The following is a 22,360-nucleotide window of genomic DNA, read 5'->3' as shown; positions in this document are numbered from 1 at the left end:
TTATTGTAAAGGTAAGGTGATTATGAATTGGGTTCCTTCTCCTTCTTTTGAATTTACGATAATTTCTCCTCCGTGTCCCTTTGTTATGATATCATAACTCAAAGACAAGCCCAATCCAGTTCCTTGTCCTGTAGGTTTGGTGGTAAAGAAAGGTTGGAATATCTTAGATATCACATCCTCCGGTATTCCCATTCCATTGTCGCTTACTGTAATCTTTGCCTTGTTTTTAACTTTCTCTACGCTCACCGTTACTAATGGTTTATAGCCCGATTGCCCCTCAGCTGCTCTCTTTTGTACAGCATAAAATGCATTATTGCATAGATTGAGAAGTACTCGTCCTAAGTCCTGAGGAATGACTTGAATTTCAGGCAGACTCTCATCAGGAATTAGTTTAAAATCAGAATTGAAGGATTTATCCTTGGCCCTAAGACCATGAAAACTCAATTTTAAGTACTCTTCAGCTAAGGCATTGAGGTTGACCGACTGCCGTTCACCTGTACTTGCCCGAGAATGCTCCAGCATGTTACGTACTATACCACTGGCTCTTTTACCATGATAGGAGATCTTTTCCAGGTTTTGATTCAAATCATCAAGGATTTCCTGGGCTATTTCCGGGACCTCTGTCAGTTCTTCTTTTAGCTCCTGTAATAGTTCCGTGCTGACTTCTGAGAAATTATTTACAAAGTTTAATGGGTTCTGGATTTCGTGTGCAATACCCGCTGTAAGTTCCCCTAATGAAGCTAATTTCTCCTGCTGAATCAATTGATTCTGGGTTTGACGCAGTTCTTCAAGGGTGTTTTCCAACTGTGTTTTTTGTTGCAAAATCTCCGTTGTCCTTTCCTGCACTAATTTCTCTAAAACTTCATTTTCTAATAAGATCTTCTCCTTTAGTTCCTTCTCTTTATTGATGTTCTTGATTTGATTTCTGGCACTCAAACCGAAAGCAAACAGCCAAACTATTGAGATGAGTCTGACAAACTCTGCATACTCATCATTTGTTTTATACAGAGAAGGCATAGTGTATTTGATGATGTAAATAAAGGCAATGACTATAGCGTAAGGTAATCCTGCCTTCAATAAACTACCGGCCAACAAATTTTCCTTAGAGTGGTACAGCACATAGATGATCATGAAGATCACAAAAATCCACCCCAGTTGAGGAACAAAGTTAAACCTGTCGGGGAAGATGAGTTCCTGGATTAAGAGGCCGGGAACAACTCCCATCTGAACCACTTTGAGCAGATCCGGATATTGAGGATAAAACCAAGAAGTATTGATGTTCTTCCGGATAAATTCCAGTGCGAAGTAGCAAATGATGAAATTCAGCATGGGATAAGGTTAAATCACGTACAAACATACGCGAAAAACAGCATGCTACCTATCATAATTTAGGGGAAATATGCGCCCGGATCAGGTCCTGGGCGCTTAATTATGCTTCTCCAGTTAGGATGAGAGCTCCTACTGTGAGATTTGTTCTTGGATCAATCAGTATAGCCCTGGAGTTTTGAGGATATTCATCTCTTTTATCAAATACCACTTCTTCTGCAGCTTTGATCCGAATTTTACCAATGTCATTTAGGTGGAGATCTTCCCCAAAGATTCTCTCCTGTGTATTGATATCGTATTTGTATTCTACTTCAGATACCTTGATTTTGGTAAGTTTAGAGTGATTTTGAAGCAAATAAATCTGTGCAGTATCCAGAGGCCTCTGATCAAACCAGGCCACGTCTCCTTCAAGGTTCCGCAGTGCTTCTGCAGGTTGAGTAGCCTGTACTAAGAAATCTCCTCTGGAAATGTCAATATCATCCGTCAAATGCAAGACCACAGATTGACCGTCTTCTGCTTGTTCAAGTGAGGACTCATTCCATTCTATTTTGGCAATCTTTGATCGTACCCCACTAGGTAAAACCAGAACCTCTTCGCCAAGCTTTAAGCCATGGCCTATCACTCTACCGGCATATCCCCTGTAATCCGGAAGATCTTCAGTTTGAGGACGGATAACCCACTGTACAGGGAATCTCCAAGGTTTATTTTCATCCTGTTCTTCCCATTGAATGTTTTCTAGATAATCCAATAAGGAGGGACCCGTATACCAGGGCATCCTGTGGGAAGTATTCACAATGTTATCTCCCTTCAAAGCAGATACCGGTATAAAATCTATATTTTTCAAGCCCAGTTTTTGACCTAAAGTAAGATATTCCTCTTTGATATTAGAGTAAACCTCTTCAGAGAACTCTACCATGTCCATCTTATTTACGCATACCAGAACCTGTTTCAGGGACAGCAATGCTGCCAAAAAAGAATGCCTTTTGGTCTGTTCTATAACTCCTTTTCTAGCATCAATCAGGATAATGATCAAATCTGAGTTAGAAGCACCTGTCACCATATTTCTAGTGTATTGAATATGTCCTGGTGCATCCGCTACTATAAACTTCCTCTTCTCCGTTTGGAAGTACTTATATGCTACATCAATGGTGATTCCTTGCTCTCTTTCCGCTTTTAGACCGTCAGTAAGAATGGCCAGGTCTACTGTGCCATCGTCGTTTTTTCGGTTGGCATTTTTGATCGCCTCCAATTGGTCGTCTAAGATGGAGTTTGTATCATACAGTAATCGGCCGATCAAGGTGCTTTTACCATCATCTACGGAACCGGCGGTTATGAATTTCAGTAATTGCATTCGGAATATATAATAATTAAATTCAAGTATTTAATAGTTTTGGAAGGAGAATAACTAATATTTAATAACTAATAGTTTAGGAATCATAAGTATTTGATAACTAATATTTAATAGTTTCGGAATTAGTTGATCAATATTATTTAATTTCTAATAGCTCTCAGTTTAGTTACTATTTGATAATTGAGAATATTTTAATAAATATTTATTATCATTATAATAACCTTTTGTTATTAAAAATAGCCTTGTTTCTTTCTTTCTTCCATGGCGGCTTCGGATACTTTGTCGTCCATTCTAGCACCGCGTTCGGAGACAGTGGAGGCTTTGATTTCCGAAATGATATCGTCTAATTCTACTGCTACGCTATCTACTGCTGCCGTACACGTCATATCTCCAACGGTTCGGAATCTAACGGATTTATACGCAGTGATATCTTCCTCGTCAATGTGTAAGAAAGGAGCCGCTGCCATCCATTGACCATTGCGAAGCACTACCTCTCTTTCATGAGAAAAGTAGATAGAGGGTAAGGCTATATTCTCTCTTTTTATATAGTTCCAAACGTCCAGTTCTGTCCAGTTAGATATAGGGAAGACTCTGACATTTTCTCCCTTATGGATTCTTCCATTAAATATGTTCCAAAGTTCCGGCCTTTGCCTTTTAGGATCCCATTGTCCAAACTCATCTCTCACGGAGAAGATCCTTTCTTTGGCTCTGGCTTTTTCCTCGTCTCTTCTGGCACCACCTATACAGGCGTCGAAACCATATTTTTCTATGGTATCCAGTAGAGTAACCGTTTGTAAAGCATTTCTACTGGCGTTTTTACCTTTTTGTTCCACTACTCGCCCTTGATCAATACTCTCTTGCACGTAGCCTACAATGAGCTTTTCGCCAAGCTGATCTATCAGCCAATCCCTGAATTCTATGGTCTCAGGGAAATTGTGACCCGTATCAATATGTACCAAAGGGAAGGGGAATTTCCCCGGTCTAAAAGCTTTCTTTGCTAAATGAACTAAGGTAATGGAGTCTTTTCCACCTGAGAAGAGCAAGGCAGGCTTTTCGAATTGTCCCGCTACTTCCCTCAATATGTAGATGGCCTCCGCTTCTAGTTGATCTAAATAATCCATTCTAATTTGTTGTTCGATGTAAACCACACTCTTTTTTACTTTTATCTTCCCACCACCATCTTCCGGCTCTGAAGTCTTCTCCGGGTAGGATGGCTCTGGTGCATGGCTGACAGCCTATGCTAGGGAAACCTTTGTCGTGCAGAGCATTATACGGTACGTTATTCTCTTTAATAAAACTTTCTACGTCCTGTAAGGTCCAATGGAATAGGGGATGCACTTTGATGATTTGGTTCACTTCATCCCATTCTACACTCTCCATATCCTCTCTGTTGGCTGATTGCTCGGCTCTAATGCCTGTAATCCAGATCTTATATCCTTTTATCGCCCTTTGTAGAGGCTCGATTTTTCGAATGTGGCAGCATTCCTTTCGGTCTTCAATACTATGATAAAAGCTACTAGGACCTTTTTCTGTTACTAATTTTTCTACTCTTTCTGTGTTAGGATAGTAGGCTTTTATAGGCAAACCGTATTTTTCCAGTGTCCTGTTCCACACCTTGTAGGTTTCCGGAAAAAGTCTTCCGGTTTCTAAAGTGAAAATATGGACTTCCCTTCCTGCCTGATCCAAAAGATGAGTGATGACCTGATCTTCAATGCCAAATGAGGTGGAAAATACGGCTGTATCTCCCCATTTCTCATTGACATAAGAGATGATGGCCTTTGCGTCTAATCCTTCTATTTCTTTCTTAAAATCTTGTATCATTTCCTTTAAGTACAGCTAAGGTATGTGCATTCAAAGTCTCCACCTTATGTTTGAAATCTCCTTTTAGCTGATTTCTGTAGGTTTGCAACAAATCTAAGGCTTCATCTATCTCTTCCGGCAAAAGATCAGAAAAAAACTCTTTTAGTCGCTTAGCCATAGTAGGAGACTTCCCATTCGTAGAGATGGCCAGTTTAAGGTTTCCCTTTCTTACCACTGAACTGAGGTAGAAATCGCAGAGGGCTGGCTTATCTGCCACATTGATGAGTAAGTGTTTTTCCCTAGAGAGGGCTCTTACGGTTTGGTTGAGCTTAGGATTATTGGTAGCCAAAATCACGAGATCTATTTCCTCTAAATCCTCCGGTTCCCAGTCTTTTGTTCTCCACTGCAAATGAGGCTGGGCAACTAAGAATTCCTGAGTTTCTTTGCTGTATTCCTTTGCAATCACCCTAACCTTCGCTTGAGGTGAATTAGATACTATGGCTTGGAGTTTTTCCAAGGCCACAGGTCCTCCGCCCACTACTAAGGTTTGGAGTTCGTGCAATTTAAGAAATATGGGAAACAGCTCATTCATGAAAATGCACCTTAAGGGTTTCAAAGTCTTGATGTTTTCTCACTACTTCTCCGATCACGATAATAGCGGGAACACCTAGTAGCTTTTCTTTTGCCTCATCCAAAATGGTGTCTATAGTGCCTAAAGCAATTCTTTCTGTAGGCAATGAGCCGTTTTGAATCAGGGCTATAGGTAGTTCACCTCTTCCATAACTTTGGTACAACTCTACAATTTCCTTCAATTTTCCATATCCCATCAAAACCACCACAGTAGCATCTGTCTTAACTGCTTGATACAGGTCTTCTGATAAATTTCCATCTTTCGTAGATCCTGTTATCACCCAGAAGCTCTCGCTTTCTCCTCTATAAGTCAGAGGGATTTGTTGAAGTCCGGTGAGTCCAATGGCCGATGATATTCCCGGTACTACTGCGGTTTCTATCCCATGTTTCCGAACAAATGCTATTTCTTCACCCCCTCTTCCAAACACAAAGGGGTCTCCTCCCTTGAGGCGCACTACATGACCGTGGGTTAAAGCATAGTCCACGAGGAGTTGATTGATGCTTTCTTGTTTGGTCGACAGCCTTTCCGCCCGTTTTCCTACGTAAATTTTTACGCAGTGTTCCGGGGCCAAGTCCAGGAGTTCTTCATTGACCAAAGCGTCATAGAGAATAACATCAGCCTTCTTTATAGCTTTGATTCCTTTTAAAGTGATCAGGTCCGGATCGCCGGGGCCCGCACCCACTAGTGTAACGAAAGGTTTCATGAGACCTGTCTTTTTTCTCTTGCTTCTAAATAGAAGGCAGTAGCTTGAATGAGGTAAGTTTCTGCAAACTCTTTAGAAGGTTCATATTTATTGATTTGTAAAACTCTATCTGAAAATGTGCTAGGGAAGTTAAAGATGCCCTCTTGCACATAATGTTTGTCAAAATCTTCAATCACTAAGGCCTGGGTTCTGGAACTTACCCCCTTATCTAGCAAGAGGGCCTTTGCAGTCCAAACAAAGGAACTGTAGGTATGATAGATTCCATCTGCCCACTGTTCTTTTTCAATAGCCAGTTTCGCCCATTCTAATTTTTCTTCGGCTTCTAGCAGTAGGGTAGCCACTAAGTCTATAATGACTCCTGCACATTCTCCCACACCAATAGCCGTAGAAAAGGTGCCCTCATGGCCCCAGTCTACATATTCTTCATCCGTAAGATTACTGGTGTCTGCTAAAGGTTTTAATAGCTGATAGAAATAGTCCTTCGTTTGTCTATCGTAGTAGGCATGGAAGTTTTCCTCTTGTTCTCTGTTTCTCTTGAAATCTGTTAAGAGAACATCCACCACTTGAAGTACTCTTTTGGTGGGAACTTTTGTGATTCTTTCGGCTACTCTACCTAAGCCATTACCCACGGTTCCTCCACCCAGCATAACCTGAGCTGCGGGGACTACTTTTCCTCCTACCTTGCTGGAGCTGCCGTGGAATCCTATATGAGCCAAACCGTGTTGCCCACAGGAGTTCATACAACCTGATATCTTGATCTTAAGATCAGTCTCTTTTACGAAGTCAGTATGGAATTCGTGGATATAGGACTCTAGAACTCTAGCCATTTCGGTGGAATTGGAAATGCCTAGATTACAGGTATCCGTACCGGGACAAGTAGTCACGTCTGAAGTGCTATTATAACCGGCTTTGGCATAGCCCAGAGAATGAAGGAGATTGTAAATATGTGGTAAAGCTTCCTCTCTTACGAACTTGAATAAGAGATTCTGATCCTGAGTGATGCGGATGTCATCAGCAATATACCCTTTAAGGCCGGCAACGAGCGTTCTGGCTTTATCAGTGGGAATGTCACCGGTCAAGACCTTGACAAATACCCCATGATAGCCTTTTTGCTTTTGTTCAAAAACGTTGGTGGATTTCCAGAGGGAAAAGGCTGCCTCATCTACCGGTGTTTCCCTTTCAGAGGGGGTGCCGGGGATTTGAGCTTGCACTATACTTTCTCGATTAATTTTAAAGGTCTTAGATTTTATGGCGGTTTTTTCTTCCTCAATTAATCTTAAGACTTCGTCCAGACCTTTGGACTGAACCAGGTATTTGAATCGAGCTTTGTTGCGGTTGTTTCTTTCTCCATGTCTATCAAATATCCTGAGGGTGGCTTCGATATATGGAATAAGGTCGTCTTCAGGTAAGAAATCATTCACTTCATAAGCAAGCATAGGTTGGGCTCCCAAACCACCGCCCATCATGACTTTGAAGCCTCTCACCTCACTACCGTTTTCTAAGCGTACCTTTGGAATAAAGCCAAAGTCATGCACATAGGAGTAGGCCGTATCTTTGTCCGAGCTGGAAAAAGCTATTTTGAATTTTCTTCCCATCTCAGCACAAATGGGGTTTCTTAAGAAATATTCAAAAGTGGCCTGTGCATAGGGAGAAACATCAAAAGGTTCATCAGGATCTATTCCTGCAGTAGGGGAGGCTGTGATGTTTCTAACGGTGTTTCCACATGCTTCACGTAGGGTGATATCATCTTCAGCTAGTTTGGCCCACAACTCCGGAGTTTTGTCCAAACTTACATAGTGGATTTGAATATCTTGTCGAGTAGTGAGGTGCAGATTTCCACTACCATACTCATCAGCTATATCTGCAATCTTTAAGATCTGGCGGAAAGTAACTCTTCCAAAAGGCAACTTTATCCTCACCATCTGGACCCCGGCCTGGCTTTGACCGTAGACCCCTCTGGCTAGTCGTAAAGATCTGAACTTCTCCTCCGGAATTTGCCCGGCTTGAAATTCTCTGATCTTTCTTTCCAGCTCTATGATCTCCTGTTCTACTACAGGATTTTCTAATTCTGTGCGAAAACTTTGCATGACGATAATAGATTGCCATACAAAAGTATTCTATTCTTTCTTACAATAACAACTAAGTCTATGGATTTAGTAGGAAAATTATATCATTGCTTAGGAAAGTGAAAAAAGGAGGTCGGCTCACCGACCTCCAAGGTGCTTAAAACGAATATCGTAGGGTAACACCGTAGGTTCTCGGGTCACCTACTATACCGGCATATTGTCCATAACTTCCGGGAGCTGCCAAGAGTTGTTCATAGTAATCTGTATTGGTCAGGTTCCTGCTCCATAGGAAGAAGGTGATACCGTTAGAGGCTCTAAAACCGGCACGTGCATTAAGCAATGCATATGCTGGGATGTTGAGGTATTGGGAAGGAGAAGGACTGGAAGAGAATTCTGATCTATAGAAGATATCTGCACCTAGAAAGAAGTTGCCTTTAAGATCTATCAAGGTTCCTTTTCTGGCTACCTCTGCACCAGCTGAGCCGGAGAATTTGGAGATTCCGGGTAAATCCCCGCCTGAGATATCTTTAAATGCTTGAGCTCCACCCACCTCTTCTAGGGGTACGGGTGCATTAGTAAACTTGACATATTTACCGTCAGTATATGCTATTGCTGCATTTAGCCTGAGCGAGTTTCCTACTGTAAGATTACCGTCGATCTCTATTCCTCTTACTCTTACCTTTTCCGCATTTGCGAGATAGCCACGGTTTACACCTGGCTCAGGAGTTTGAACCTGAGTTTGGAAATCTTTGATGTCCGTTTGGTAAAGGGTGAAGTTTAATACGGCATTTTGGCCCGGATTGGTTTTGATTCCTATTTCCTTATGATTTACGGCTTCCGGTTTAACTTCTGCTAGTTCAAGAAGAACTTGCCCATTAGCTGTAGGAAGTCCTCCTACGTTTACGCCAATAGGTTTGTAACTTACGGAGTAGGTAGCAAAGGCGTTTACTTTAGGGTTAAAGCGGTATTGAGCTGAAATTTGTCCGGAGAAATTGCCCTCTGTGGCGTCTGTATGGAAGGTTTGATTGCTATAAACTCCATTTTTTAAGGCAATGAGAGCCGGGTCTTCCGTTTGGAGTCCACCATACCGCACTCTGTTATAATCTACTATTTTCTTGTCGTAATTGTAACGCAGTCCGGGTAGGATATGAAGTTTGGGTATCACCTCCCAATCAAACTGGGTGTATGCGGCAAGACCTGTACTTTTGATTCCATAGGTGGTTTTAATGCCGTAGTTGTCAAATAGTCCGGGAGTAGCCCAGAGTGGACTAGTGCTGGATTGTGCGAATCTCCACTGTGCAGCGCCCGCTTCCTCAGTGTGGACAGGATCTGTGTTGAGGTCTTGCCAAAGACCGAATAAACCTACTACTCCGCTAAGTCTTTCAGAGAATTTTCCGGAATAGCGGAATTCTTGAGACCACTGACTATGGAAGGAATTTCCTGCGGAAATGGTAAATACAGGTAGACCGGTATAATCTCTATCGTTTAAAGGTACCCATTCCCAGTATCTATAAGCGGTAGTAGAGGTTAAGGTACCGTTTCCTAGTTTAAAGTCTCCGTTGAGGGAAACACCGCCCAGTTGGTTATCTGCTTGTGATTTGGTATCCAAATCTACCTTTCTTTCAAAAGCGCTTTTATAGGGAAGTGTATAGCCTAGGTCTGCAATGATGGCGTTAAACTGTCGGTAATCAGCTCTTTGTGTTTTCACTACTCCGGCTACTGCCCAACCGTATCCGTCCGGTTTTTGATCCGTGAAATCTCCTGCTAGTACCACTTTAACTTTATCATTCGGAGTATAGAGGAATTGCGCTCGTACTCCCAGGTTGTTGATGTCATTAATATCTGATTGGGTAGCTACGTTGTAGAGCGTTCCGTTCCTTTGTGTTCCTGAGAATGAAATCCTGGCGGCCAGATTTTTTCCTAGTGGACCGGTCAAAGAGGTTTTGGCTTGGATGTATCCGTAGTTGCCATAGCTTACTTCAAAGGAGCCACTGGGTCTGAATTCAGGTAGTCTGGAAGTGATGTTGAAGGCTCCTGAAGTGGTGTTCTTTCCAAACAGAGTTCCTTGAGGGCCGCGCAGAACTTCTACTTGCTCAATATCAATAAAATCCAGAGCTGTAGCTGCGGGTCTAGCTAGATAAACCCCATCCAGATAAAATCCTACCCCGGGATCTATGCCGTCATTGGTCAGGCCGTACGTAGACCCTAGTCCTCTAATGTTTAAGGTAGTGTTTCTGGCATTAGATGCATAAAGTTGTACCGTGGGGACCAGTTCTTTTAGTCGGTTAACATTAAAAGCTCCGGCGTCTTCTATGGCTTGTCCTCTGATGATAGAGATGGGGATAGGTACTTCTTGTACTTTTTCTGCCCGCCTTCTGGAGGTCACTACAAGTTCTTGTAGGGAAGTTTGGGTGGCAGAGAGTTCAATTTTTAGTTCTTTGTTTTGTGCCAAATATTCCAGAGGTTGATATCCTACTGAACGAATCACTAAGGTGAAAGGTAAGGTCTGACCTGTGGAGAGACTAAATTCTCCGTTGATGTCGGTGATGGCTCCGTTAGTGGTTCCTTTAATGGAAACATTAGCCCCCACTACGGGGTCTTTAGAGGCTTTGTCCACGATTATCCCTTTTACATTGGCATTGATAAGGGGAGCATTCTGACCTTGGGTCAGCAGTGGAAAGATGGCGAATAGAAAGTAGACGAGTTTTTTCATTTGGTTTTATAAATATATAGTTAACCTATGGGTTATATAGAGTAAATATTTATGTTGTTAACTCATGCTATTCAAGTGTTTTGTTAGAGTACTCCTAGAGAGATCAGTAAGGTACGGAGGCTGATAATGATAATGACAGTTCCCACGAAGATAAACATGGGTTTCACAGGGATTTTTCTCACCATGAAAGCGGCTATAGGAGCGGCAATTACCCCGCCAAGGATTAATCCTAAGATGATTTGCCAGTGACCAAATCCCATGACGAAGATAAAGGTCAAAGAGCTGGCAAAGGAAACGAAGAATTCCGTGAGGTTCACTGAGCCTATAGTATATACCGGACTTCTCCCGTTTGCGATAAGGGTAGAGCTGACGATGGGTCCCCAACCTCCACCTCCTATGGAATCTAGAAATCCACCTGCTCCTGCAAGTAGTCCTAATCGTTTAATAGGACGTTTCTTTTTCATTTTGGCCCCCACTTTGGATAAGATTCTTATCCCTAGATACAAAGTGTATGCGGCTACAAATGGTTTAATAATATAGTTATAATCTTCCAGAGATGAAACGATATAAGCGCCGGTGATGGCTCCGATTACTCCGGGTAGCAGTAAATGCCGGAATAACTTTTTATTTACATTTCCGAAAGTGAGATGGCTTAAGCCTGAGACTCCACTGGTAAAGATCTCAGAGGCATGTACACTGGCGCTGGCGGCGGCGGGACTTAAACCGGTAGCCATCAAGAAGCTGGTAGCACTAACCCCGTACGCCATACCTAAGGAGCCGTCTATCATCTGTGCAATAAATCCGGCTGCCATGTATATCAAAATGCTGCTGTCTATGGCTTCCCACAGATTCACCAAATGCCCCTTGAAGGAAAAGGTAGGAAAGAAACTAAAAAGAATATGGCCGGCTATCATCCATCCTAAAATGGTGAGGGTCTGGAATATCCTGTTTTTCCAAATTGCCTTTCGGGTGCTGTGCATAGAGGAAGATTAATTCTTTGGCAATTTTACTACATAAACCTTATAAGTCTACTAAATTTGTAGAGTTTATTTAAAAATTTATATTTTTTCACAAAAAAATTTTATAGCTTGAATTTTCCTACAAGTAATCAAAATCTTTGGCTTTAAGGTGTTAAGGTAAAATAAAATTTTGAGTAATCTATTTTAAGGTTAGTGTATCCAAAATTATAGAGAACAATAGATGAATTTTTTGGAATAATATTTTGTTGAGTCCTTACTTCAAGGAATTGCTTCATAAGGAGAGGAAGGTGGAAGCTTCATTTCTATATGTGTGATAATAATTTCCTGAAAATGTAAATATTTAAAGAAAAAATAGTATTATTGTTTTGAAAAAGTGAGTAGAGGATAGAGGAATGTAGATAGTAGACTTTTCGGTTTAAAATTATGGTAGTAAATTTCAAAGAAAATACGGAGCAGCTTTTAGTAGAAAGGCTATTGAAGGGTTTTGATCCCTCCAGGCTCGTAGAGTGGGCTCGTCATATGTTGGCAGAAGGTGCCTATACTGACAGCCTTATCAAGCTAGTTACCATGGAGAAGAGCAATAAGGAGGAAATAGAAAAGTACTTTCTTCGTAGCATAGAAGAATTAGACTTGAATATCCCCGCAGATTTAGAGTCTCAGCTACAAGAATATGCTAATGACATTGCCCGTCAGGTGTTAAATGGAGATATCACTGTAGACTATGCTTTTCTGCAAATGTTGAAGGTGGCAAAGGTTTCTAATAAGGATTTTCGTTTTCTGGGCTTCGCTGAGATAGAAGAAGATTTGGATAACCTCTTCTACGGTAAGAAGGTAAAGAGGGAAGGTTTGAACTTAGATACCCAAAAAGCTTATATACTACAGGAATTCAAGTTATTCTCTACTATGGAGATGTTGGATATTCCATTGGCTTTTAGGCAACAAGAATATTGTATGATTTGTGGGAATCTCACCACCCCTGTGCCGAAAAAGAAGTATTCTATCACTCGTCCCTTCATCTATCACGTGCTTTCTTGTGAACATTGTAGGTCAGAGAGATTAAAGTCGGCCTCCCAGCATTTCGTTAAGAAAAAGATCATCGATTCCTTCGTAGTGAAAGGAACCACAAACTAATTCCTGATTGGCTTTGTTTTATATCTAAATACAAAGCAAAGAATGGATTTGTCTATATTGGAATTGGCCGTAATCCGCCAAGGTGGAGATGCGGCCTTAGCCATAGATCATACAGTTAAGACGGCACAACACGCCGAAAATCTAGGTTTTAAGAGGGTTTGGCTAGCAGAGCATCACAATATGCCCCATGTGGCATCATCAGCTACTGCGGTTTTGATAGGTCATGTGGCCGGTCATACTACTTCCATCAAAGTAGGTTCAGGAGGGATCATGCTTCCTAATCATTCACCTTTAATTGTTGCGGAACAATTTGGCACTTTGGAGGCCATATATCCGGGGAGAATTGAACTTGGACTAGGGAGAGCTCCGGGTACAGATCAGCTCACTGCTCAAGCCATTAGAAGAGAGAACATGCAAGCTCCTTTTCATTTCCCGGCTGATGTTAGGGAGGTCCAAAGGTATTTTTCGAATACAGATGAGAATGAAAAAGTAAGAGCCTTTCCGGGAGAAGGTGCTAATGTACCCCTATGGATCTTAGGTTCCAGTACGGATAGTGCATATCTGGCTGCAGAGCTAGGATTACCCTATGCTTTTGCGGCGCATTTCGCTCCTCAGCAACTTTATACTGCATTCGACATTTATCGTAGAAATTTCCGTTCGGTGAAGGGTAGTAAGCCACATACTATGGTTTGCATCAATACCATTGCCGCTGATACAGATGAGGAGGCACATTTTTTGGTTACCAGCCTTATCCGAATGTTTATTGGAATAGTTACTAACCAACGTCAGCCCCTAATGCCTCCTCAGGAATTGCCGGATTATTACTATCAGCATAAAGAGTTGCGGTATATGGTGGACAATATGCTGGCCGGTACCTTTATAGGATCTGTAGATAGTATTCGTACCCGGCTTAAAGAGTTTATTGCCAAAACCCAAGCTGATGAGTTGATGCTGACTTCCTACTGCTATGATTTGGAGGCCAAATGTAAGTCGCTAAGCCTAGTGAACGAAGCCTTGAATAAATGAACTGACTAACTCGGCCAGGACTTTCCCTGTTCCGGGGGAGGTCCTGCCGTCATATAATTCGGTAGCTCCTTCGCAGATATGGAGATAGAGCGCATTGGGAGCTGTTAGCCTAAGGTAGTGACAAGCCCAGGGAATAGGTAAACCATGGGCCGTCATGGCACTGGATAAGACATGAGCAAGCACATCTACGTCAAGTTCCACTCCATATTTTTCCCCTGAATATTCCTGCAACACCTTTTGGATTACCCTGTCAAAGGTTCTAAAATCAGGTAGTTTGTCCAAAAAGTGTAGCTCAGCTCCATGTTTTTCCAGGCTGTGTAACATGTACTCTGGGGCATATTCCTTCTTCAAACCTAATACTGAGTATTTTCCTAAATATCCCTCCTTAGCCGCATAGGAGAAGGCATTGCCGGAGTGTCTTCCTTCCAGATGGCGGAAGTCAGCATGTGCATCCAGATTGATTACATTGGTTTTCTTTTGAAACACCGAAAAAGCACTTTTTAATAGGGGATAAGCATTATTATGTCCTCCGCCTATTACAATAGGAATTTTGCCAGCGGCAAAGATCTCTTTTACTTGTATCGCAAGGGCTTCATCAATATGGGTGACGGCCATTCGGAGTTGGTCCACTGACCAATCCCTATGCTGATCTATTTCAAAGGCTCCTTTGATACAGATGTTCTTTCCGGATAAAAAGCGGTTTTCCTGCAGGTTTAGAAAGGCGTTTATGAAACTATTCCAGGCCGTTTCTGTGCCACCTATGCCATAGTTTGCCCTAACTCCTATAGATTCCGGAATGCCTAGAATCACAAAGGATCCCTCAGGACTAAGCGTTTCTCCAATCCTTCTTTCACCGCTTCTTTTGACTATCTGCGAAGTGTCTATGCCTTTGAAAGAGATCATTTTCCGTTAATAAATACTTTTTCAATCCAATTTTCTCCAAAGCTATACGGTAGGTAAGCTAAGCTAGGCACCTGTCTGGTCAGTATAAAGTTAGCTCTTTTTCCTCTACTTATACTACCCACTTCATTTTCTAATTCCATGGCATAGGCTCCGTTAAGTGTGGCTGCATTTATGGCTTCTTCGGGTAACATTTTCATTTGGATACAGGCCAAAGAAAGTAATAGGTTCATGTTGCCGGAAGGAGAGGAACCCGGGTTGTAATCAGATGCTAGGGCTATTGCGGCTCGGTTCTGGATGAGTTGTCTGGCCGGAGGATAAGCCATTCTTAGGAAGAATGCAGCTGAAGGGAGTAAAGTGGCCATAGGAGCATTTTCTTTGCCTAGAATTTCAATTTCTTCTTCACCTATAGATTCCAGGTGGTCAACGGATAAGGCGCCAACAGACATTCCGGCCTGCACTCCACCGGAAATGCTCAATTGGTTTGCATGAATCTTAGCTTTCAGACCAAAGGATTTTCCTGCTTCACAGATCTCAAGGGTTTCTTCCGGAGTAAAGAAACCTTGTTCACAAAATACATCGATGTAATCCGCCAAACCATCCTTTGCAAGAATGGGAAGCGTTTCATGTATGAGTAAACGGATGTATGCTTCCCTTTGATTTTTATATTCTTCAGGAAGAGCATGAGCACCTAAAAACGTGGCCTTTATAGGGACAGGACTGCTATTTTTCAATCTTTTAATTACTCTTAGCATCTTGAGCTCTCCTTCAAGGGAAAGTCCATAGCCACTTTTGATTTCTATAGCACCTGTTCCTAGTTGAATCAGCTTCTCTAATCTGTTTTGAGCTTTCTCGAACAGTTCATCTTCTGAAGTTTCTCTAAGCTTCCGAGCAGAGTTTAAGATGCCACCTCCCTTGGCCGCTATTTCGGCATAACTGAGACCCTTAATTTTGTCAATAAATTCGTTCTCTCTGCTTGAGGCAAACACCAGATGGGTATGGCTGTCGCACCAGGTAGGAAGGACTATTCTACCACTGGCGTCCAAATCCCCTTTTCTGTCAGGCGTGGCATCCATAGGGCCATAATCAGAGATTTTGCCATCCTCTATTTTAAGGAATGCATTCTCCAAAACGGGGAGTTCTCCTAATTCTGCACCTCTTAGTTTATGCTGAGATTCGCGAACATTGGCCAGTATTTTAATATTGGTGATTAGCATAGCCCAAATCTTTCTTTAACCTCCTGAGCTTTTTCATAACCGGCATCGGCATGTCTGTAAACGCCCATGGCAGGGTCATTGAACAGGACTCTTTTGAGACATTGTTCTGCTCTTTCTGTGCCGTCAGCCAGAACTACCATACCGGCGTGTTGAGAATATCCCATGCCCACACCACCACCGTGATGGAAACTTACCCAAGTGGCACCCCCTGAGGCATTGCTGAGTAGGTTGAGAAGTGCCCAGTCGCTCACAGCATCTGAACCGTCTTTCATGGCTTCTGTTTCTCTGTTGGGCGAGGCTACACTTCCACAGTCCAGGTGGTCCCTACCTATGACGATAGGAGCTTTGAGTTCACCATTTTTTACCATTTCATTGAACTTCAGGCCAGCTTTTTCTCTCTCTCCTAATCCTAGCCAACAAATTCTGGCGGGTAGGCCTTGGAAAGCTATTCTTTCTCTGGCTTGAGTTAGCCAGGTCTTTAATGCCTCGTTTTCTGGAAAAAGTTCTAGTAGAGCTTGATCTGTTTTGTAAATGTCTTCCGGGTCTCCGCTTAGTGCCACCCATCGGAATGGTCCTTTTCCTTCACAGAAGAGGGGCCGGATATACGCCGGAGAGAAGCCCGGAAAGCGGAAGGCATCTTTCACGCCGCCCTGTTCTGCGTAGGCTCTAATATTGTTTCCATAATCAAAGGTTACTGCTCCTCTGTCCATCATGTCTAGCATGAGTTGGACATGTCGGGCCATACTGTTGATAGCTTTTTGTTGGTAGGTTTCAGGAGAGGTTTCTCGTAATTTCAAAGCTTCCTCCAGGGTGTATCCGTGAGGGATGTATCCATTTAATGGATCATGTGCTGAAGTTTGATCCGTCAGAATGTCCGGTATGACTCCATCTTTAAGGAGATTTTCTAGCAAGTCTCCGGCATCCATTTGTACACCTATGGAGATGGCTTTTTTCTCATTTTTATATTTCAATGCCAAATCTCTGGCTTCTTCATAGGATTTGGCCCATATGTCCAGGTATTTGGTTTGTATTCGTTTTTGGATGCTAGCAGGGTTTACGTCGGCACTTAGGCTTGTGGCTCCGGCGAAACTGGCCGCCAGGGGCTGTGCTCCTCCCATTCCTCCTAGGCCTGCTGTAACCAGGAGTTTGCCGGTTAGATCTCCTCCAAAATGTTGTCGACCGCATTCCATAAAGGTTTCATAGGTGCCTTGGACTATACCTTGTGAACCTATGTAGATCCAGGAGCCGGCGGTCATTTGTCCGTACATCATGAGCCCTTTCTCTCTTAACTCATAGAAATGATCCCATGTGGCCCATTTGGGGACCAGATTACTGTTGGCTATTAGAACTCTTGGAGCTTGGGGATGGGTGCGAACCACGCCTACAGGTTTTCCACTTTGAATGAGTAAGGAATGGTCTTCATCCAAGTCCAAAAGATAGGTGATGATCTTTTCTAATGCTTCTCTGTTTCGTGCTGCCTGTCCTATCCCTCCATACACTACCAGTTCCTCCGGATTCTCTGCAACTTCTGCATCGAGATTATTGAGGAGCATACGAAGTGGGGCTTCGGTTTGCCAGGATTTAGCGTGAATTTGAGGGCCTCTTGGGGCTTTGTAGTGCGGATGAGAAGCGTATTGTTTAATAAAATCTTTCATATGTGTAAATGGAAATTCGTATGGTTTTGATGAAGGTTGATCTGATGTTTTTCTGCTGTTTTGAGCATATGTTTTACAAAGGAATAGTCGGATACCATCTCTTTGATGGCCTTAATATCGTCTGCAAATACCCGGTCTTCACTGGCAAAAGAAACTTGTCGTCTTACAAATTCATGAGCCTCTTCGAGCAAGACGGAGCTTTTCAGTGGTCTTCGGAATTCTATAGCCTGGCAGGCACTCATGAGTTCTATAGCTAGAATATATTCCAGGTTTTCTAGGATTTGATAGAGTTTCCTTCCGCTGATACTTCCCATGGATACGTGGTCTTCTTGGCCCAGAGAAGTAGGTACAGAATCAGCACTGGCCGGAAAGCAGAGGGTTTTGTTTTCAGTGACTAGAGCTGCAGTAGTATATTGGGGGATCATAAAACCGGAGTTTAGTCCCACATCATTCATCAGCAGCATAGGGAGGCCGAATTTTCCTTCTAACAGCAAGTAGCAGCGTCTATCTGCTATATTTCCTAATTCAGCTGCCGCAAAGCAGGCATAATCTAGGGGTAGGGCTAAGGGTTGACCATGGAAGTTTCCTCCGCTGATGGTATCATGACTATCAAAGATGATGGGATTGTCTGTTACAGAATTGAGTTCTATTTCCGTCAATTCTTTGAGGTGCAACCAGGCATTTCTGGCAGCGCCGTGTACTTGTGGCATACATCTCAGACTGTAGGGATCCTGTACCCTGTCGCAATCCACATGGCTTTCCATGATTTCGGAGTCCTTGAGTAAGGTTTGGAGTCGCTGGGCGACGAGCTGATTTCCCCTGAAAGGTCTTAATTCATGTAATCTGGGGTCAAAGGGGGCTTTTGTTCCCTGAAGGGATTCTAGACTCATGGCTCCGATTATATCGGCGATCTCCAGGCAGTTGAAGAACCTTTCTACTCCTTTTACTGCATAGCTTAGGATAAATTGTGTACCGTTTATTAAGGCCAAGCCTTCTTTTGGACCTAAAGTGATAGGTTCTAAGTTTTCAGCTAAATAGACTTGATCAGTAGGTACTATTTGTCCCTTATACATTACCTGTCCTAGGCCAATTAGAGGAAGGAAGAGGTGAGAAAGTGGAGCTAAGTCACCGCTAGCACCCACAGAACCTTTTTCCGGAACCAGAGGGATGACGTCATTTTCAATATGCCAATGTATGCGTTGTAAGGTGGTGAATTGAACGCTGGAGTAACCTTGGGCTAAGGCATGCAATTTGGTTATTAGCATGATCTTAGCTATTTCCGTAGGTATGGGTTTGCCTACGCCTACGCTATGCGACTGCAGAATTTTGTATTGTAAGGTTCTGGTATCTTCTTCTGATATGGCCTTGTTTGCTAAAATCCCAAAACCTGTATTTACTCCGTAAACGGTTCTTTTACTTTCTACGATGTCTTGTACATCTTTTTCGGATTTTTTGATTCTTTGGACCGTTTCATTTGAAAAAACGCCTTTAATAATGCCTTTAGCTAGTTGAATAGTAGTATCTACGGTTAGGTGGTCTTGACCGTAGTGGAAATGTTCTCTCATAGTATATCGTTGGACTATCCAAAGTTAAACTTTTTTTCAAATAAATGTACACACTATGAAACTTTTACGAATACAATTAATGTTAGTACATTAATCAATTAAAAAAGATAAGCACAAACAATGAAAAAACTTAGTGTACTTGCATTAGCTGCCTTTTTTGCGGTAGCATCTTGTAAAAGTAATTCAGATTCAGCAACAACTTCAGAAGCGGAAGAGGTAGCGGTAGCAGAGGGGCATCCTTATGCAGCAGATTTAAGTACCAGTAAAGTAGAATGGAAAGCATTCCACAAAGGAGGATTTGCGCCAAGATGGGGTACTATCAACTTAAGTGCAGGTGAATTAACACTTGCAAACGATGAAATCACAGCAGGTTCTTTTGAGATAGATTTCACTACATTAGTAGTAGATCCGGCTTCTGTAACAGAAGAAGGTAAGAAGGCTTCTGACTTACAAGAGCACTTGAAAAGTCCTGATTTCTTAAACGTAGGTGAGTTTCCTAAAGGTACATTTGAAATCACAGGAATTACTGATTTCGATCCTGCGAAAGACAAGAGTGTAGTAGAAGGAGCAAATAAGGTAGTAAGCGGAAACTTGACACTTCAAGGTAACACCATTAACGTTACTTTCCCTGCCAGAATTTCTGCAGGTGACGGAACTGTGAGAGTAGAAGCTAGATTTACAGTAGATAGAACAGCTTGGGGGATCAAATTTGGAGCAACTGAAGCTGATCCAGCAGAATGGGGAATCAGCAAAGATCTTGAAATTGGAGTTGACCTAACAGCAGTAGCGAAATAAGAAAGAGAGGACGAAAGTCCTCTTTTTTATTTGTTAATCAAGTGAAAAACCGGAGTATTTGCTGTAATTTTGTAAAAAAAATTAGCATAGAATGCAGGTGTTTCTGACCGGAATTACGGGTTTACTAGGAGGTGAAGTGGCTAACCAGATATTGGATAAAGGTTATAAAGTCAAAGCCTTAGTGAGAAATCCTGCAAAGATTAAATTTCAACATCCTCTTTTGGAATATGTAGAAGGGGATATTTTAGATGTGACCGCTCTCAGTCAGCAGATGAAGGGGGCGGATTTTGTCATTCATACGGCAGCAGTAGTCTCTTTTGCTCCTAAAGATAGGAAAGCCATGTACCATACGAATGTGGAAGGTACAGCGAATATGGTAAATACGGCTTTGGAGGTAGGAATCAAGAAATTCTGTCATGTAAGTTCTATAGCTGCTTTCGGTAGGCCTCCCCTTAACGAAATGAAGAAAGTAGATCTGGTTAGAATCAATGAGGACCAGAAATGGCTGGCGTCTGAAACGAATTCACATTATGCCATTAGCAAGTATATGGGAGAGTGTGAAGTTTGGAGGGGAGCAGCTGAGGGTTTGCCTATGGTTATTGTCAATCCATCCATTATTTTGGGAGAAGGGGAATGGAATTTAAGTAGTACTCAGCTTTTCAAATATGTATATGATGAAAGGCCCTTTTATCCCGAAGGCTACATGAATTATGTGGATGTAAAAGATGTTAGCAGGGCTTTGATTCAGTTGATGGAATCAGATATTCACTCCGAAAGATATTGTTTATCGGGAGGAATGATTTCATACAAAGATTTTTTTGATAAGATTGCAGATAGGTTTGGGAAAAAGAAGACCTCCATCAAGGTAACTCCAGGAATGATGGGGGCTATTTGGAGAGTAGAGGCCCTCAAATCCATGTTGACTGGAAAGGCTCCTTTGATCACCAAAGAGACGGCCAAAACGTCACAACTAAAAATATTTCAGGAGAACAATAAGATCAGAAAGGCCCTGAACTTTGAGTTCAATGCCCTGGATAATACACTAAATAGGGTATGTTCCTATTTGGTAAAACCATAAAGAGAAGAAAATGAACCAAGAGGAATCCTTTGACGAATACAATGAGATCTCTGCAGAGGAGGTGGCGAAAAGGTTTGAGGCCCTTTTAAAAAGGAAGGAATCCCCGGCTTTTTCAGAAGAGGTGTTTGAGTCCCTTACGGAATATTATCTGGTGAAGGGAAATTTAGAGATGGCGCTAAAGGCATGTAATTTTGGTCTAAAATTATATCCTAACTCATTGGATATGATGCTAAATAAGGTTCAGGTATTGATCAATAGACTGAATCTGTATGAGGCAACTGAAATCCTAGATCATGCTTCTATTTTCTTTCCTTCGGATATGGAAATACAATATTTCCGTGGAGTTATCAATATTTATTCCGGTGAGCATGAGAAAGCTTTAGAGATCTTTGAGGAAATTCTACCTATATCTGAGGAGAAAGAGAATATTTATTTTCAGATGGGAATGGCTCAGTCCGGCCTAGGTTTAATGGAGGATTCTATTATCTCCTTCCAAAAGGCCATTGAAGAGAACAGTAAAAGTGATATAGTGTACACTGAACTGGTCTTTAGTTATGAATTAGCATCTGCATTAGACGCAGGGGTAGCGTATTTTAAAGGCCTGATAGACAAGGATCCTTACAATCATTTGGCCTGGTTTGCCCTTGGGCAATGCTATAATAATCAGGCTTTGTTTAGTGAGGCCAAGGATGCTTTCGAGTATGTTACGGCTATAAAAGATAAATTCGCCCAAGGCTGGTATAATCTAGGTTTAAGCCAAATGAGCCTGGAGGACTATGAAGGGGCTAAGGAAAGCTTCAAATCTGCTTTTGCGCTTGAAGAGCCAAGTGCAGACATGTGGGTGCAGCTAGGTAATGCACACGAACGTCTTGAGGAATATTTAGACGCATATAAGGCCTACAGGACGGCATCGAACCTTGATGAATACAATGATGAAGCCTGGTTTGGAATGTCCTCTGTATTGTATGAACAAGAGAGATACGCAGAAGCCATACACTTTGTAAAGAAAGCCATCAAACTAAACGAGGGTAATTCTGATTATTGGTTGCTTCTGGCTGATAACGAAAGTAAGTTCGGAAATATCATCTCTGCGGAGGAGGCATACAGAACCGCAGCGGAACTGAATCCCATAGATGCAGATATCTGGTTAAACTGGTCTTTGCTACATTTCGAAGTCCAAGATTATAAAAGGGCTTTTGATATTGTCACTGACGGTTTAGAAGATTTACCGGAAGAAGCAGATTTGTACTATAGAGCCACCGTCTATCTTTTGTATGATGGAAGTCTTAATTTGGCTAATAAATACTTAAGAGAAGCTTTGGTTTTAGATTATGATAAGCATATACAGCTTTACGACTTTTTTAGTAATCTGAATACACTGAAGACCCTGCAGAGATTGATCGAACAGTATAGACCATAAAAA

The 22,360-nt window shown here is 42.1% G+C and carries 18 protein-coding genes; 5 read left to right on the top strand and 13 right to left on the bottom strand.

The window, feature by feature from the left end; genetic code table 11:
- The 9 genes from LBYS_RS08935 to LBYS_RS08895 form a co-directional block, all read right to left on the bottom strand.
- Positions 1–1,329, bottom strand: a complete 1,329-nt coding sequence (locus tag LBYS_RS08935; protein WP_013408552.1) for a sensor histidine kinase — start codon at positions 1,327–1,329, stop codon at positions 1–3.
- Positions 1,330–1,429: 100 nt separating this feature from the next.
- Positions 1,430–2,677 (bottom strand): sulfate adenylyltransferase subunit 1, encoded by a 1,248-nt coding sequence (locus tag LBYS_RS08930; protein ID WP_013408551.1) that lies wholly within the window; start codon positions 2,675–2,677, stop codon positions 1,430–1,432.
- 230 nt (positions 2,678–2,907) lie between these two features.
- Positions 2,908–3,798, bottom strand: coding sequence for a sulfate adenylyltransferase subunit CysD (gene cysD, locus LBYS_RS08925; RefSeq protein ID WP_041823545.1), 891 nt, complete (start codon positions 3,796–3,798; stop codon positions 2,908–2,910).
- 1 nt (position 3,799) lies between these two features.
- Positions 3,800–4,498 (bottom strand): phosphoadenylyl-sulfate reductase, encoded by a 699-nt coding sequence (locus LBYS_RS08920; protein WP_013408549.1) that lies wholly within the window; start codon positions 4,496–4,498, stop codon positions 3,800–3,802.
- Positions 4,482–5,069 carry a precorrin-2 dehydrogenase/sirohydrochlorin ferrochelatase family protein gene (locus tag LBYS_RS08915; protein ID WP_013408548.1) on the bottom strand — a complete coding sequence of 196 codons (588 nt, stop codon included), beginning with the start codon at positions 5,067–5,069 and terminating at the stop codon, positions 4,482–4,484. Before LBYS_RS08915 ends, LBYS_RS08920 begins: the two co-directional genes overlap by 17 nt.
- Entirely contained in the window at positions 5,062–5,811 is a 750-nt protein-coding gene (gene cobA / locus LBYS_RS08910; RefSeq protein WP_013408547.1) for a uroporphyrinogen-III C-methyltransferase, read from the bottom strand. The genes LBYS_RS08915 and cobA overlap by 8 nt, the downstream gene beginning before the upstream one ends.
- Complete coding sequence (locus LBYS_RS08905) at positions 5,808–7,898, bottom strand: ferredoxin-like domain-containing protein (protein WP_013408546.1); 2,091 nt, start codon at positions 7,896–7,898, stop codon at positions 5,808–5,810. Before LBYS_RS08905 ends, cobA begins: the two co-directional genes overlap by 4 nt.
- 136 nt (positions 7,899–8,034) lie before the next feature.
- Entirely contained in the window at positions 8,035–10,590 is a 2,556-nt protein-coding gene (locus tag LBYS_RS08900; protein WP_013408545.1) for a TonB-dependent receptor, read from the bottom strand.
- A gap of 83 nt (positions 10,591–10,673) precedes the next feature.
- Positions 10,674–11,570: a sulfite exporter TauE/SafE family protein gene (locus tag LBYS_RS08895; protein ID WP_013408544.1), complete on the bottom strand. Its 897-nt coding sequence runs from the start codon at positions 11,568–11,570 to the stop codon at positions 10,674–10,676.
- A gap of 423 nt (positions 11,571–11,993) precedes the next feature.
- Here LBYS_RS08895 and LBYS_RS08890 point away from each other — a divergent pair, with 423 nt between their 5' ends.
- Both LBYS_RS08890 and LBYS_RS08885 read left to right on the top strand, forming a co-directional pair.
- Complete coding sequence (locus LBYS_RS08890; protein ID WP_013408543.1) at positions 11,994–12,701, top strand: hypothetical protein; 708 nt, start codon at positions 11,994–11,996, stop codon at positions 12,699–12,701.
- Positions 12,702–12,743: 42 nt separating this feature from the next.
- The gene (locus tag LBYS_RS08885) at positions 12,744–13,727 is read left to right on the top strand and encodes an LLM class flavin-dependent oxidoreductase (protein WP_013408542.1); all 984 of its coding nucleotides are present in this window, start codon (positions 12,744–12,746) and stop codon (positions 13,725–13,727) included.
- Here the strand turns inward: LBYS_RS08885 and LBYS_RS08880 are convergent.
- From LBYS_RS08880 to hutH, 4 genes are read right to left on the bottom strand one after another with little or no spacing between them, the layout of a single operon-like run.
- The gene (locus tag LBYS_RS08880; protein WP_013408541.1) at positions 13,701–14,630 is read right to left on the bottom strand and encodes a formimidoylglutamase; all 930 of its coding nucleotides are present in this window, start codon (positions 14,628–14,630) and stop codon (positions 13,701–13,703) included. The two genes, LBYS_RS08885 and LBYS_RS08880, sit on opposite strands and share 27 nt — an antisense overlap.
- Complete coding sequence (gene hutI, locus LBYS_RS08875) at positions 14,627–15,844, bottom strand: imidazolonepropionase (protein WP_013408540.1); 1,218 nt, start codon at positions 15,842–15,844, stop codon at positions 14,627–14,629. The genes LBYS_RS08880 and hutI overlap by 4 nt, the downstream gene beginning before the upstream one ends.
- The gene (gene hutU, locus LBYS_RS08870; RefSeq protein WP_013408539.1) at positions 15,838–17,499 is read right to left on the bottom strand and encodes a urocanate hydratase; all 1,662 of its coding nucleotides are present in this window, start codon (positions 17,497–17,499) and stop codon (positions 15,838–15,840) included. Before hutU ends, hutI begins: the two co-directional genes overlap by 7 nt.
- Positions 17,496–19,064: a histidine ammonia-lyase gene (gene hutH, locus LBYS_RS08865; RefSeq protein WP_013408538.1), complete on the bottom strand. Its 1,569-nt coding sequence runs from the start codon at positions 19,062–19,064 to the stop codon at positions 17,496–17,498. The genes hutU and hutH overlap by 4 nt, the downstream gene beginning before the upstream one ends.
- A 120-nt stretch (positions 19,065–19,184) precedes the next feature.
- Here hutH and LBYS_RS08860 point away from each other — a divergent pair, with 120 nt between their 5' ends.
- From LBYS_RS08860 to LBYS_RS08850, 3 genes are all read left to right on the top strand, one after another.
- On the top strand, positions 19,185–19,859 hold the full coding sequence (locus tag LBYS_RS08860; protein WP_013408537.1) for a YceI family protein: 675 nt from the start codon (positions 19,185–19,187) through the stop codon (positions 19,857–19,859).
- 91 nt (positions 19,860–19,950) lie between these two features.
- Positions 19,951–20,937 carry an NAD-dependent epimerase/dehydratase family protein gene (locus LBYS_RS08855; RefSeq protein WP_013408536.1) on the top strand — a complete coding sequence of 329 codons (987 nt, stop codon included), beginning with the start codon at positions 19,951–19,953 and terminating at the stop codon, positions 20,935–20,937.
- A gap of 10 nt (positions 20,938–20,947) precedes the next feature.
- Positions 20,948–22,357: a tetratricopeptide repeat protein gene (locus LBYS_RS08850; RefSeq protein WP_013408535.1), complete on the top strand. Its 1,410-nt coding sequence runs from the start codon at positions 20,948–20,950 to the stop codon at positions 22,355–22,357.
- Positions 22,358–22,360: the final 3 nt, after the last annotated feature.

The sequence above is a fragment of the Leadbetterella byssophila DSM 17132 genome (genome assembly GCF_000166395.1).
Classification (GTDB): Bacteria; Bacteroidota; Bacteroidia; order Cytophagales; family Spirosomataceae; genus Leadbetterella; species Leadbetterella byssophila.
The sequence above is the reverse complement of the archived record's forward strand: the minus strand, read 5'-3'. Positions and strand labels throughout refer to the sequence as shown.

Bases quoted from the DNA above. Each gene is read 5' to 3' on its own strand.
- LBYS_RS08935 (WP_013408552.1), bottom strand. From the start codon at position 1,329: ATGCTGAATTTCATCATTTGCTACTTCGCACTGGAATTTATCCGGAAG.
- LBYS_RS08930 (WP_013408551.1), bottom strand. From the start codon at position 2,677: ATGCAATTACTGAAATTCATAACCGCCGGTTCCGTAGATGATGGTAAA.
- cysD (WP_041823545.1), bottom strand. From the start codon at position 3,798: ATGGATTATTTAGATCAACTAGAAGCGGAGGCCATCTACATATTGAGG.
- LBYS_RS08920 (WP_013408549.1), bottom strand. From the start codon at position 4,498: ATGATACAAGATTTTAAGAAAGAAATAGAAGGATTAGACGCAAAGGCC.
- LBYS_RS08915 (WP_013408548.1), bottom strand. From the start codon at position 5,069: ATGAATGAGCTGTTTCCCATATTTCTTAAATTGCACGAACTCCAAACC.
- cobA (WP_013408547.1), bottom strand. From the start codon at position 5,811: ATGAAACCTTTCGTTACACTAGTGGGTGCGGGCCCCGGCGATCCGGAC.
- LBYS_RS08905 (WP_013408546.1), bottom strand. From the start codon at position 7,898: ATGCAAAGTTTTCGCACAGAATTAGAAAATCCTGTAGTAGAACAGGAG.
- LBYS_RS08900 (WP_013408545.1), bottom strand. From the start codon at position 10,590: ATGAAAAAACTCGTCTACTTTCTATTCGCCATCTTTCCACTGCTGACC.
- LBYS_RS08895 (WP_013408544.1), bottom strand. From the start codon at position 11,570: ATGCACAGCACCCGAAAGGCAATTTGGAAAAACAGGATATTCCAGACC.
- LBYS_RS08890 (WP_013408543.1), top strand. From the start codon at position 11,994: ATGGTAGTAAATTTCAAAGAAAATACGGAGCAGCTTTTAGTAGAAAGG.
- LBYS_RS08885 (WP_013408542.1), top strand. From the start codon at position 12,744: ATGGATTTGTCTATATTGGAATTGGCCGTAATCCGCCAAGGTGGAGAT.
- LBYS_RS08880 (WP_013408541.1), bottom strand. From the start codon at position 14,630: ATGATCTCTTTCAAAGGCATAGACACTTCGCAGATAGTCAAAAGAAGC.
- hutI (WP_013408540.1), bottom strand. From the start codon at position 15,844: ATGCTAATCACCAATATTAAAATACTGGCCAATGTTCGCGAATCTCAG.
- hutU (WP_013408539.1), bottom strand. From the start codon at position 17,499: ATGAAAGATTTTATTAAACAATACGCTTCTCATCCGCACTACAAAGCC.
- hutH (WP_013408538.1), bottom strand. From the start codon at position 19,064: ATGAGAGAACATTTCCACTACGGTCAAGACCACCTAACCGTAGATACT.
- LBYS_RS08860 (WP_013408537.1), top strand. From the start codon at position 19,185: ATGAAAAAACTTAGTGTACTTGCATTAGCTGCCTTTTTTGCGGTAGCA.
- LBYS_RS08855 (WP_013408536.1), top strand. From the start codon at position 19,951: ATGCAGGTGTTTCTGACCGGAATTACGGGTTTACTAGGAGGTGAAGTG.
- LBYS_RS08850 (WP_013408535.1), top strand. From the start codon at position 20,948: ATGAACCAAGAGGAATCCTTTGACGAATACAATGAGATCTCTGCAGAG.